13 protein-coding genes are annotated in these 11,610 nt (G+C 67.3%); 8 read left to right on the forward strand and 5 right to left on the reverse strand.

What is annotated here, in order from left to right:
* Nucleotides 1-30: 30 nt before the first annotated feature.
* Nucleotides 31-627 (reverse strand): phosphotransferase, encoded by a 597-nt coding sequence (locus ASD72_RS19965; RefSeq protein WP_235578079.1) that lies wholly within the window; start codon nt 625-627, stop codon nt 31-33.
* A gap of 129 nt (nt 628-756) precedes the next feature.
* Between ASD72_RS19965 and ASD72_RS19970 the strand changes: the two genes are divergently transcribed.
* Nucleotides 757-2,763 (forward strand): bifunctional DedA family/phosphatase PAP2 family protein, encoded by a 2,007-nt coding sequence (locus ASD72_RS19970; RefSeq protein ID WP_056881735.1) that lies wholly within the window; start codon nt 757-759, stop codon nt 2,761-2,763.
* A gap of 8 nt (nt 2,764-2,771) precedes the next feature.
* On the opposite strand, the gene ASD72_RS19975 is transcribed toward ASD72_RS19970, so the two are convergent.
* The 3 genes from ASD72_RS19975 to ASD72_RS19985 form a co-directional block, all read right to left on the reverse strand.
* Nucleotides 2,772-3,347 (reverse strand): LON peptidase substrate-binding domain-containing protein, encoded by a 576-nt coding sequence (locus ASD72_RS19975; RefSeq protein WP_056881736.1) that lies wholly within the window; start codon nt 3,345-3,347, stop codon nt 2,772-2,774.
* Nucleotides 3,348-3,357: 10 nt separating this feature from the next.
* On the reverse strand, nt 3,358-4,716 hold the full coding sequence (mpl, locus tag ASD72_RS19980) for a UDP-N-acetylmuramate:L-alanyl-gamma-D-glutamyl-meso-diaminopimelate ligase (RefSeq protein ID WP_255357668.1): 1,359 nt from the start codon (nt 4,714-4,716) through the stop codon (nt 3,358-3,360).
* Nucleotides 4,717-4,859: 143 nt separating this feature from the next.
* Nucleotides 4,860-5,438: an adenylate kinase gene (locus ASD72_RS19985; protein ID WP_056881737.1), complete on the reverse strand. Its 579-nt coding sequence runs from the start codon at nt 5,436-5,438 to the stop codon at nt 4,860-4,862.
* Between the two features lie 121 nt (nt 5,439-5,559).
* Here ASD72_RS19985 and ASD72_RS19990 point away from each other — a divergent pair, with 121 nt between their 5' ends.
* From ASD72_RS19990 to ASD72_RS20010, 7 genes are all read left to right on the forward strand, one after another.
* Nucleotides 5,560-6,816: a 6-phosphofructokinase gene (locus tag ASD72_RS19990; RefSeq protein WP_056881738.1), complete on the forward strand. Its 1,257-nt coding sequence runs from the start codon at nt 5,560-5,562 to the stop codon at nt 6,814-6,816.
* A 7-nt stretch (nt 6,817-6,823) separates the two neighbouring features.
* On the forward strand, nt 6,824-7,216 hold the full coding sequence (locus tag ASD72_RS19995; RefSeq protein WP_056881739.1) for a DUF488 family protein: 393 nt from the start codon (nt 6,824-6,826) through the stop codon (nt 7,214-7,216).
* 70 nt (nt 7,217-7,286) lie between these two features.
* Entirely contained in the window at nt 7,287-7,418 is a 132-nt protein-coding gene (locus tag ASD72_RS21685) for a hypothetical protein (protein WP_255357669.1), read from the forward strand.
* 31 nt (nt 7,419-7,449) lie between these two features.
* Nucleotides 7,450-7,875: a nuclear transport factor 2 family protein gene (locus ASD72_RS20750; RefSeq protein ID WP_081420494.1), complete on the forward strand. Its 426-nt coding sequence runs from the start codon at nt 7,450-7,452 to the stop codon at nt 7,873-7,875.
* Nucleotides 7,876-8,191: 316 nt separating this feature from the next.
* On the forward strand, nt 8,192-8,815 hold the full coding sequence (locus ASD72_RS20000; protein WP_155944772.1) for a hypothetical protein: 624 nt from the start codon (nt 8,192-8,194) through the stop codon (nt 8,813-8,815).
* Nucleotides 8,816-8,831: 16 nt separating this feature from the next.
* Entirely contained in the window at nt 8,832-10,271 is a 1,440-nt protein-coding gene (locus tag ASD72_RS20005) for a DUF2235 domain-containing protein (RefSeq protein ID WP_056881740.1), read from the forward strand.
* 18 nt (nt 10,272-10,289) lie between these two features.
* Nucleotides 10,290-10,880, forward strand: coding sequence for a hypothetical protein (locus tag ASD72_RS20010; RefSeq protein WP_056881741.1), 591 nt, complete (start codon nt 10,290-10,292; stop codon nt 10,878-10,880).
* Here ASD72_RS20010 and ASD72_RS20015 read toward each other — a convergent pair.
* Complete coding sequence (locus ASD72_RS20015) at nt 10,877-11,395, reverse strand: hypothetical protein (protein ID WP_056881742.1); 519 nt, start codon at nt 11,393-11,395, stop codon at nt 10,877-10,879. The two genes, ASD72_RS20010 and ASD72_RS20015, sit on opposite strands and share 4 nt — an antisense overlap.
* Nucleotides 11,396-11,610 lie beyond the last annotated feature (215 nt).

The following is an 11,610-nucleotide window of genomic DNA, read 5'->3' on the forward strand; positions in this document are numbered from 1 at the left end:
AGGGAAAAGATCGGGTGGATGCGGATGCGCTCACGGCTTCGGTCCCTGCCCTTCGTTGTCTTCCCACTTCAGCAGTCGACGGGTGATGAAGCGATAGACGGGCTTGCCGGTGCGGAACCACAGGTCGCGCAACCAGGAGGTGCGCTTGAGCACGCGCTTCTCGACGGGCGTGAGCGAGGCGCCGCAATACATGCGCTTGTGCTTGAGCAGATGGCGCAGGTCCTGGCGCGCCAGCAGGCGCATCCAGCGCGAGCGCGGGTGGCCGCGGGTAGCGAGCTGGAAATCGATGATCGCCGGGCGGCCGTCGGCCAGCACCAGCCAGTTCGCTTCCTTCGCCAGGTCGTTGTGGGCGACGCCCCGCCGGTGCAACTGCTGCAACAGCCTTCGCGCGGCGCGGAAATAGGCGAGGTCGCCGCGGGGCGGCCGCTGGTACATCGCCGCGCCCTCCATGTAGCTGCGGTCGAGCCGGCGGCCGGTCCAGTCCCGCAGCTGCGGCACGTCGGCCATGCCGGCGACCTTGCGCAGCGCCAGGGCTTCGCGGCGCGCCAGCCACCAGGCGGGCAGCCTGAGCCACAGCGGCACGTGCGCGAGATCACGGCGCACGAACGGGCCGTCCGGGCCCTGCATCAGCGAGATGCGCCCGAAGCTGTCGGCCTTGAGTGCAGCGATTTCGGAAGGCGAGCGCAAGTCCACCTCGTCATTCTACCGTCCGAAGGGAGGGGGTGCCGGTCAGCGACCGCCGCCTATAATCCGGCGATGGACTCCACTTGGTTCGATTCCCTGCTGGCCTGGATCAGCGCGCATCCCGTGGCCGCGGGGCTGGTGATCTTCGCCATCGCCTTCTGCGACGCGGTGATCATCCTCGGCGCCATCGTGCCGGCGCTGCCGTTGCTGTTCGCGGTCGGCGTGCTGATCGGGCTGGGCGAGATCTCGGGACCTTATGCCGTCGCGTGCGCCATGCTGGGCGCGCTGATCGGCGACGCGACCAGTTACTGGGTGGGCCATCGCTGGGGCCAGCAGTTGCGCACGGTGTGGCCGTTCCGTCGCTATCCGCAATTGCTGGACCGGGGCGAACTGCTGTTCCGGCGCAATGCATGGAAGAGCATCTTCGTGGCGCGCTTCGTCGGCCCGATCCGTCCCTTCGTGCCCGCCGTGGCGGGCATCTCGCGGATGCCGCTGCGACGGTACGGTGCCGCGAGCGCCGCGGCCTGCCTGGCGTGGGCGGTGTCCTTCCTGCTGCCGGGCTGGGTACTGGGCCACGCTTACGATGCCGTCGCCGCCGTCGCGGGCAGGCTCGCGCTGGTGCTGGGCCTGCTGGTCGTCGTGCTGGCGGTCGCCTGGGCGCTCGTGCTGTACACGTACCGCTGGTTCGCGGCGCACGCCGATGCGCTGCTGTCGCGCGCGCTTGCGTGGTCGCATGCGCATCCGGTGCTGGGGCGCTATACCGCGGCGGTGTTCGACCCCGGCCGGCGCGAGTCCGTGCCGCTGGCATTGCTGGCCATCCTGCTGCTGGGCATCGTGTGGGTGTGGTTCGCGTTCCTGGTGATCGTCATCGGCCACGGCGAACCGCTGGCCATCGACGTGATGGTCTACGAACTGATGCGCGCGCTGCGCAATCCGCTCGCGGACTACCCGCTGGCGGCGATCGCCTCGTTCGGCGACGAACAGGTGCTGGCGCCAGCGTCGCTGCTGGTGCTGGCCTACCTGGCCTGGCGCAAGCGCTGGATGGCGGCGGGCCACTGGGTGGCGGCGCTCGCGTTCGGCCTGGCGTTGACGGCGTGGCTCGGGGCATCGGTGGACATTCCCAAGCCGCCATCGGTCAGCAGCGGATTCGGGTTCCCGTCGATCGCGGTCACGATGTCCACCATCACGTTCGGCTTCTTCGCAGTGCTGATCGCGCGCGAACTGCCGGGACGCACGCGGGTGTGGCCCTACCTGGTGTCGGGCATCGTGGTGGCGTTGATCGGCTTCGCACGCATCTACCTGGGCGCGCACTGGCTCAGCGATGTGATCGGCGGCATGCTGTTCGGCCTGGTGTGGCTGCTGGTGCTGGGCATCGCCTACCGCCGCCGCATGGTGCGTTCGTTCTGGATCAAGCCGATCGCCTGGCTGTTCTACGGCGCGTTCGTGGTCGCCGGCCTGTGGCATGCGCCGCGCAACGTGGAGCGCATGCTGGCGCAGTTCCAGATGCCGGTGATCGAGCGGACGGTGGCGCTGCAGGATTGGTGGCAACGCGACTGGCAGACACTGCCCGCGCGACGCAACGAGTTCGACGACGAACAGCGCTGGCCGCTGGACGTGCAGGTGGCTGGACCGCTGGCGCCGCTGAAGGCCGTACTGGCTGCACAGGGCTGGCGCGAGCAGCCGCAGGCGGGCTGGGAAGAGGCGCTCAATCTGCTCGACAGCGACTCGCCCGACGACGAACAGCCCGTGCTGCCCGCGACGCTCGATACGCGCGCGGAAAGCCTGCTGATGGTGCGTGCGGGCGACCATCCCGGCGAAGTCTTCGTGCTGCGCCTGTGGCCGGCGGATACGCGCCTGCAGCCCGGCAACGTGCCGCTGTGGATCGGTAGCGCCCAGGTGCTGCAGCAGCAGCGCGCGTTCAACCTGGTGCGCCTGTGGCGGCCGCTGCGCGAAGCCCGCACGGCACTGGATGCGGTCAGCCAGGCCACGACCGGCCTGGACCACGCCATCGCGCCGCATCCCGATTCCGGCCTGCCCGTCCTGCGGATCTGCACCACCGATGTCGACGCCGCGCGCTGAGCGCCGCGTCAATCGATCCAGTTGAGCAAGTGTTGCAGGCGCGCGTGCGGATCGTCTTCCTGCAGCACCGTGACGCGTTGCTCGGGCGTGATCGGCAGGACCTGGGCGAGCCGCCAGCCGACCCAGGCGGCGTGCTCGAAGATGCGCGACGGCAACTTGCTCATGTCGGTGCCGGTCTTTTCCATCATGGTCTGCAGCAGCGTGCCCAGCAGCGCATGCTCGGGGCGCAACGCTTCGTCGTGGTCGGCGACGAGCCACTCCACGTCGGCCATCACCAGGCCATTGTCGCGCACGCGCGTGCGATGCACGTGGAAGCGGCGATGCCCGCGCACGCGCAAGGACAGCAGGCCATCGGCCCCCATGTCGAAGTCCTCGATCGTCGCCTCGGTGCCGTAGGCTGCCGGCGTGGCCGGCGCACCGACCTCGCTGCCGTCCAGGATCAGGCAGACGCCGAAGCCGCCACCCGACCGGCCGCAGTCCCGCACCAGGTCGAGATAGCGCCGCTCGAACACGCGCAGGTCCATCGCGGCGCCGGGCAGCAGCACGCTCTGCAACGGGAACAGCGGGAGGGATTCGGTCGTCACGTCCCGGCTCTCAGCCCTGCAGCGCCGCCAGGAACCGTCGCGGTGCTCCGTCGAACCCGCCATTCGACATGAAGACGACATGGTCGCCGGGGTGGACGATCTCGCGGAGCGTGGCGATCAATGCATCGGCATCCGGCACGGTGCGCGCAGCGCCACGGATGGCGGAGACGACCTTCGCGGCATCCCACGCGAGTTCGGGACGATGCAGGAAGACCACCGCATCGGCGATGTCGAGCGACGGCGCCAGCGCGTCGGCATGCGCGCCCGAGCGCATCGAATTGCTGCGCGGCTCCATCGCCACCACGATGCGCGCCGCGCCAACGCGGGCCCGCAAGCCTTCCAGCGTCGTGTGGATGGCGGTCGGATGGTGGGCGAAGTCGTCGTAGAGGGTGATGCCGTCATGCTGGCCGATCACTTCCAGCCGGCGCTTCACGCTGCGGAACGCCGCCAGCGAAGGCAGCACCGTGGCGACGTCCACGCCGACCGCGTTGCAGGCGGCCAGCGCGGCCAGGCCATTGAGCACGTTGTGCCGGCCCAGCATGGGCCAATGCACTTCGCCGATCTCGACGCCGTGGTGGCGCACGGCGAACACGCTGCCATCCTCGCGGATCAGGCGCGCGCTCCATTCCAGCGCCGTATCGAAGCCGAAACGTTCCACCGGCGTCCAACACCCCATCGCCAGCACCTCCGCCAGGCGCGCGTCCTCGCCGTTGACGATCAGGCGACCGCGTCGCGGCACGGTGCGCACCAGGTGGTGGAACTGGCGCTGGATCGCGGCCACGTCCGGGAAGATGTCGGCGTGGTCGTATTCCAGGTTGTTGAGGATGGCGACCAGCGGGCGATAGTGGACGAACTTGCTGCGCTTGTCGAAGAAGGCCGTGTCGTACTCGTCGGCCTCGACGACGAATTCGCGCCCCCCGCCGATGCGCGCGGACACACCGAAGTCCTCGGCCACGCCGCCGATCAGGAAACCCGGCGAGCGTCCCGCCGCTTCCAGCAGGTAGGTCAGGATGGTCGTGGTGGTGGTCTTGCCGTGCGTACCGGCCACGGCGAGCGTGTCGCGCCCGGGCAGCACGCGTTCGGACAGCCATTGCGCGCCGGAGATGTACCGCCGGCCCTGGTCCAGCACCGCCTCCACCGCCTGGTTTCCGCGCGACAGGGCGTTGCCGATCACGATCTCGTCGCAGTCCGGCGCGATGTTCTGGGGCTGGTAGCCCTGCGCCAGCGCGATCCCGAGCTTCTCGAGCTGGGTCGACATGGGCGGATAGATGGCCTGGTCGCTGCCTTCGACGGTGTGGCCGAGCTCGCGGGCCAGGGCGGCCACGCCGCCCATGAAGGTGCCGGCGATGCCGAGGATGTGGATCTTCAAGACTGCGCTTCCGGAATGAGTCCGCGAACTTTAGCCGAGCGCGTCGGCTTCGGCACGACGGACGTCACGTCGGCCCCTCCACAACAAAAAGGCCCCGACGATGCGGGGCCTTTCTACGGGCTCAACCGCAGCGGAAGCCGGCGTCAGCCCACTTCCTTCGCCGGCGCCAGCGCCTCGGTGATGCGGGTGAACACCTCGTCCAGCGAGCCCACGCCGTCGACGACGGTCAGTTCGCCCTGCTGGCGGTAGAAGTCGATGACCGGCGCGGTCTGGTCGGTATAGACCTGCAGGCGCTTGCGGACCGACTCCGGATTGTCGTCGGCGCGGCCCTCGGCCTTGGCGCGGCCGGCGATGCGCTCCACCAGCAGTTCGGTGGGCACTTCCAGCTGCACGGCGAAGTCGAACTTCTGCCCCAGCTTGGCCAGCAACTGGCCCAGCGCGGCGGCCTGCACCAGGTTGCGCGGGTAGCCGTCGAGGATGAAGCCGGCCTGGGTGTCGTCGCGGGAGAACCGGTCCTCCAGCATGCCCAGCAGGATGTCGTCGCTGACCAGTTCGCCGCGCGCCATCACTTCCTTGGCCTGCAGGCCCAGCGGGCTGCCGGCGGCCACTTCGGCGCGCAGCAGGTCGCCGGTGGAAATGTGCGGTACCTGCAGGTAGTCCTTCAGGCGCGCTGCCTGAGTGCCCTTGCCCGACCCGGGTGGGCCCAGTAGAACCAATCGCATGCTGTAACTCCCGAAACTGGAATCCTGCGGGCGGTGGATCGCGCCGGGCGCCGGGCGCCGCGCTGCACCGCGTCATCTGTGTGAAGCTTACCGCATCCCCGCACCCCGGAACGAACCCCACATGGCGTCTGGCACCCTACTTTATGCGCAGTCCGGCGGCGTCACCGCCGTCATCAATGCCTCCGCCTCGGCCGTCATCACCGAAGCGCGCGCCCGCAAAATCAAGGTCTTGGCTGCGCGCAACGGCATCCTCGGCGCGCTGCGCGAGGAGCTGATCGACACCAGCAAGGAGTCGGCCGCCGCCATCCGCGCCCTGGCCCATACCCCCGGCGGCGCCTTCGGCAGCTGCCGCGTCAAGCTGAAGTCGCTGGAGGCCGACCGGGCCAAGTACGAGCGCCTGCTCGCCGTGCTGAAAGCGCACGACGTGCGCTACTTCCTCTACAACGGCGGCAACGATTCGGCCGACACCGCCTGGAAGGTCTCGCAGCTGGCCCAGGCCTTCGACTATCCGCTGACCTGCATCGGCGTGCCGAAGACGGTCGACAACGACCTGGCCGTCACCGACACCTGCCCCGGCTTCGGCTCGGCGGCCAAGTACACGGCCGTCTCCGTGCGCGAGGCCGCGCTGGACGTGGCGGCCATGGCGGAAACCTCCACCAAGGTGTTCGTCTACGAGGCCATGGGTCGCCACGCCGGCTGGCTGGCCGCGGCTGCCGGCCTGGCCGGGCAGTCCGCGGACGAGGCGCCGCACATCATCCTGTTCCCCGAGCGCGCGTATGACGAAACGCAGTTCCTCGCGCAGGTGAAGAAGGTCGTCGATCGCGTGGGCTGGTGCGTCGTGGTCGCGAGCGAGGGCATCCAGCATGCAGACGGGCGCTTCGTCGCCGATGCCGGTGGCGGCAAGGATTCGTTCGGCCACACCCAACTGGGCGGCGTTGCGTCTTACCTCGCCGGGCGCGTGAAGGACCAGCTGGGCCTGAAGGTGCACTGGACCCTGCCCGACTACCTGCAGCGTTCGGCGCGACACATCGCCTCGAAGACCGACTGGGAGCAGGCGCAGGCCGTCGGCAAGGCCGCGGTCCAGTTCGCCCTGAAGGGCCAGAACGCGGTGATGCCGGTGATCGTGCGTACGTCGGACGCGCCGTTCCGCTGGAAGATCGAGGCCGCGCCGCTGTCGAAGGTGGCCAACCACGAGAAGAAATTCCCGCCGACCTTCATCCGCAAGGATGGCTTCGGCATCACCGACAAGGCGCGCGCCTACCTGCAGCCGTTGATCCGTGGCGAGGCCTATCCGCCCTACGGTACCGACGGCCTGCCGAAGTACGTCGCGCTGAAGAACGTGGCGGTGAAGAAGAAGCTGCCGGCGTGGGAAGGTTGATCTTCGCGTGACCGTCCGCATCGTCCGCCTCGGCAGTCCGCGCGCGACGGACGAAGGCCTGCGCATCGGTACGGTACGCAGGCCGCCACGCGGCGTGCCGAAGACCGAGTTCGCCTCGCAGGACTGGTACGACGTCTGGTATCCCGATCTCGCGCCGAGCGCCGACCTCGTGAAGGAAGCCCAGCACGCCGACACGCCCAAGGCCTGGGCGGCCTTCGTGAAGAAGTACCGCGCCGAAATGGCCACGCCCGGGAACGCGCGAACGCTGGATCTATTGGCGGCGCTCTCGCATGGCAGCCACTTCTCCGTGGGCTGCTACTGCGAGGACGAAGCGCACTGCCACCGCTCGGTTCTCCGCGCACTGCTGGCCGAACGCGGCGCAGTGCTTCTGGCAGGGTGACTTCAGGCACCGGCCCGGCACCTTGGCCGGTGCTAGCGTGGGATCGTCGCCACACCACCGGGATTCCGTCATGTTCCGCAAAGTGCTCGTCGGACTGCTTGCCGTCGCCATCGGCCTCGCCATCGCGGGCGCCGGCTACCGTTTCGGGCAATACCTCGCGCAGAAGGACGCGGCGAGCCCCGCCGTACGCGCCATCACCTGATGACCCGCATCCAGCGCGCTAGCATGGCGCGATGGATGACCTGCTCGCCGAACTGACGGCCCTCGAAACCGAACTCCACCATCCGGGCGTGACCTGCACGCGTGCACGGTTGGAGCGCCTGCTGCACCCGGACTTCCACGAAGTCGGCCGTAGCGGTACGCGCTACACGCGGCAGGTCGTCATCGATTTCCTTGCGGATCGCGTGTCATTACCGGATGTCGTCGCTTGCGACCATCGTATCGAACGGTTGTCGGACGACGTGGCGCTGCTGCATTTCGCATCGCATGAAGTCGCGACCGATGGCGCGCCCGCCAAGTCGCCTTTCGCGTGTCGATATGGCGGCGCACGGCCTTGGGCTAGCAATTGCATTATCACCAGGGCACGCCGAAGCCCCCCCCAAGGAGTAGACCAACGCCGCGTCAGTGAAGCGGTTCGCCACTCCATGCGAAAGATGTGAAATCACACTTGAAGAGAAATCCTTGACGGCATTTTTTCTGGCGCTCTATAACGCGCTATCGCCGATGCAAGGACGCCATCCGAATGCCTCAGTCCAGCCCGCTCGAAGAGGATGCCGGACTGCGTCCAGAGGAAGCACGACGATCGTGTAATCCGCCGCCGCATTTCGTATATCGAGGGCCTCGGAACAAGTATGGTCGCTCCTCTGCATCCACTGCCCGCGGCGTGCTTCTTCCAGGGCTCCGGTCGCCGCTAGCCTTCCGCCAAACGGAGCAAACTGCACGGATGTCGCCACCTCGCCCTAAGGGGTCGCCCGCATGACCGATCTCCGCCGCGCCTTGATCAGCATCGCCATACCCTCTCTGCTTCTGCTCCTTTCGACAGGATGTTCCACCATGACGACTCCGCCAGCATCCGCCGACAAGACCCCGATCCCTGACAACTCAAACTATCCTGCGCGCTGGCCGCTGAGGTTCAAGGCGCATTACTTCGGCGTCGCTACCTACAGCACCTATGGCTGCGAAGTGACCTATGGAGGCAGAGGTCGCGCTGAGGACCCGCAGGACGAACTCCAGAGTTCTTCCGAGTCCCTTGGGGACAAGTATCCGGACAACATGAAAGCGGGGTGGGGGCCGATCCGTAACTTCCCGCCGCCCGCAAAGGTGACCTGGCGCTCCAAGGACGGCACGCCGTTGGAGGCCGAGGTGGATATAGGCGAGATATTCAAGGACGAGCTGATCCGGCACAACCTGACCAAGGAAGATATTCCCCTGCCCACCCTGGCTGGCGATCACACGCCCGGAATCATCCTGGAAGTAAACGATCGCACCATCAACGTGTATATGCGAATGCATCTTTCGGCGAAGGAACTGCAAGTACCTGGCAACAAGTACAGCGATTTCCGGAACGATCTGATCAAGGTCTACAGCCGAACCTACTAAGCACGGAGCGCATGACATGGGCCAACTCGGCAACCGACCTGTGGATGAAGAAGCTGTCAGCCAGCAACAGCTTGCGATTTACCGCGATGCTGAAGTACAGCTGGCGCAGGTGGGCGTACCCGTGCTGCTGCCCAGCGATGATCCTCATGCCCGGCTTTACATTGCCGCCCAGGATGGCACGGGCAACAGCATGTTCAATGACAAGCCGGAGAACTGGAGCAATGTCGCGAGAATCTACAAGCAAGTTCAAAGCTTGAACGATCGAGGGATTCAGAACATCGCCGGCGGCTACGTCGAAGGCACCTTTACCCAGGAGGGCGCCCTGCGCACGCCGCAGCGGTTGGCGGACGGTCGCTTCGGCCATTCCTTCGATGAGCGCGTCGAGACTGCTTACTTCGACTTATGCGTGCAGGCGAAAGAATGGCTGCTTCAAGACCCGCAGGCAAAAATTCACGTTGCCGGCGTCGGCTTCAGCCGTGGAGCCGAGCAGACTGCTGCGTTGGAGCGCCTGATCGAGGAGCGCGGCATTCGTGATCCTGACGGGATCAAGCCTGAACGCGACCGCGACGGCATCATCCAGAAAATTGAGTACCCGGCCCGCCCGCCCCTCGTGCCGCCCGGCAAGACCCTCCAGGTGGCGCTGCTCTTCGATCCGGTGTCCACTGGCGTGGAAGACCAGGAGCGCGCGCTGCCCAAGTCCACCCTGGCCGTCTTCGAGATCAGCGCGATGCACGAACGGCGCGACCTGTTCCCGGACAACGACCACGTCCCCTCCGGCTTCAGCGAAGATCGGCGGAACTTCAATGCGGGCATGCCAGGTTCGCACAGCGACATCGGCGGCACCTACGAACGGAACGGCCTGGGGATCCTCAACTTCAACCTTGGCGTGAGCTTCCTCAACCGGCTGAGCGACCAGCCTTTCCTGAAGGAACTGCCGGTACCCACCGATCCATCGCAATTCGTCATCCATCGCTCCGATCAGCACATGCACGGACTGTACGGCACCGACGGCCACGACAAGGACGGCGTGCGCGACAGGGTGCAGGACCAGTCGCCCAGACCGGGCGTCCAAGGCAAGGATCCCATTGATCCGGCGCTGGACGCGCAAGTGGAGCGTCGTGCCGCCCCGGCCCCGGAACACGGCTGGACACCTCAGGATGCCGAACGACGGGTCGTTCCCGCGCCATCCACTCATAGCCAGGCGATGCCGGCGAGCTACGGAGTGGATGCCATATTCGATCGCCTGGCGCACGGCGCGATGGCCAGGGACGATGCTGCGATGAACGCCGCTGTCGCCGATTACATGCGCAGCCCGCAGGGTCATCAGTTCCAGAGCCAGGTGGCGCAGACGCGGCAGGCGATGGATGCGCGAGAACAGCAGGCGGAGCTGGAGGCGTCGATGCTCGCGCGGCAACAGGTTGAGAACGCGCGCAGCCCGCAGATGATGCGGCTTTAGCAGAAACAGGCGGCGGACATGGAAGTAGCAGAACTCAAGGCTTTGGTCGTGCAGCTTGCGGCGATCACCGAACGCCTGGATCAACGCAGCGAAGCGGCCGTGCGCCGCACCGAGCAGACAGGCGCCGACATGGGCGCGCACGCTCAGCGGCTGGGCGCCAGCACCCAGTCTTTCACCCGCGAGGTGCTGCATGTCCTGCAGCAGCACGCCGGCGAGGTGGTCGGCCAGGGGCTCGGGGACTCGGTGGAACGGTTCAATGCGCAACTGCTGACAGGCGCCCGCACCGCGTCGCTCGCCGCGCAGGCACTCGAGCACGAACGCGCCGCCCTGGGCCGCGAACGTCGAACTTGGTTGTGGCTGGGAGGCGGCGCGGTGCTGCTAGGCTCGCTGCTCGCCGTTGGCGCGGCCTTCCATGCGCTGGCCAGCAGCCGCAAGGAAGTGGAGCGGAACCGGATCGAGGCGGCCCTGCTGCGCGCCTACAACCAGGCCGATGTCACGCTGTGCGAGGGGCGCCTGTGCGCCAATGTCGATGATCAGGCCAGACGCCACGGCGACCGCAAGCAGTACCGTACCGTCCGTCCGAGACAGGCGGGCGATACGCCGAACTAGCGACAGCCCTTGCCCTCCACGTCGAGGCGGGCCGCGAACAACGTCAGCGAAGCCGCCTGCGCCGCGCCCGCCGCCTGCTGCTTCGCGTCCTGCAGGTAGATGCGCGACTGGCCCTGGCCATCGGCCGCAGGCGGGGTCGCACTGCCCGGCTTGCGCCACACGCGGACCACGGCCTGCTGCGACGGGCATGCGGCATTGGGCACGCGGATCACGTCATTGAGCTTCCAGCCGGCGGCGACCGAAGGCTTGGCCTTGTCGAAATCGACGAAGCGCGCGCGAGGCTGGCATTGCGGACTGGTGCTGACAGGCGAGTAGCGATACGGCTGCGACGCATCACCGGTGAAGGCGCCCTCCAGGCGCGCGCAGGCTTCCGGAATCTGGCGCAGGCTGTGCACGACGCCAGTCGCCTGCGCCTTCGCGGCGGGGCGCTGGATCTCCGGCGCCGGATCGGCGGCATGGGCCGCGGACGCGAGCAGGCAGGCGGCAAGCAGCGGGGCTGCGACACTGGGACGCATGGCGACTCCGGAACAGAACGGGACGTGGGCCACAAGGCTGGCACGGGGCGGCTGAACCCATCCGTCACATATGGCGGTGCGCGCGCCATCCGGTCATACTCGGACCAGCTCCAGGGAATTGTCTGAACACGGGTTTCGTGCTGCAGGGCATCGCAGCGGTCGAGTGCGCTCAATCGTTCAACAGGCTCCACCAGGATTGGGTTGCAAGTTCATGC

It is taken from the genome of Pseudoxanthomonas sp. Root630 (assembly GCF_001427585.1).
Taxonomy (GTDB): Bacteria; Pseudomonadota; Gammaproteobacteria; order Xanthomonadales; family Xanthomonadaceae; genus Pseudoxanthomonas_A.

Coding starts and splice junctions, on each gene's coding strand:
- ASD72_RS20000 (WP_155944772.1), top strand. CDS start 8,192: ATGACCGATCTCCGCCGCGCCTTGATCAGCATCGCCATACCCTCTCTG.
- ASD72_RS20015 (WP_056881742.1), bottom strand. CDS start 11,395: ATGCGTCCCAGTGTCGCAGCCCCGCTGCTTGCCGCCTGCCTGCTCGCG.
- ASD72_RS19965 (WP_235578079.1), bottom strand. CDS start 627: ATGCAGGGCCCGGACGGCCCGTTCGTGCGCCGTGATCTCGCGCACGTG.
- ASD72_RS20010 (WP_056881741.1), top strand. CDS start 10,290: ATGGAAGTAGCAGAACTCAAGGCTTTGGTCGTGCAGCTTGCGGCGATC.
- ASD72_RS19970 (WP_056881735.1), top strand. CDS start 757: ATGGACTCCACTTGGTTCGATTCCCTGCTGGCCTGGATCAGCGCGCAT.
- ASD72_RS20005 (WP_056881740.1), top strand. CDS start 8,832: ATGGGCCAACTCGGCAACCGACCTGTGGATGAAGAAGCTGTCAGCCAG.
- ASD72_RS19990 (WP_056881738.1), top strand. CDS start 5,560: ATGGCGTCTGGCACCCTACTTTATGCGCAGTCCGGCGGCGTCACCGCC.
- ASD72_RS21685 (WP_255357669.1), top strand. CDS start 7,287: ATGTTCCGCAAAGTGCTCGTCGGACTGCTTGCCGTCGCCATCGGCCTC.
- ASD72_RS19985 (WP_056881737.1), bottom strand. CDS start 5,438: ATGCGATTGGTTCTACTGGGCCCACCCGGGTCGGGCAAGGGCACTCAG.
- ASD72_RS20750 (WP_081420494.1), top strand. CDS start 7,450: ATGGATGACCTGCTCGCCGAACTGACGGCCCTCGAAACCGAACTCCAC.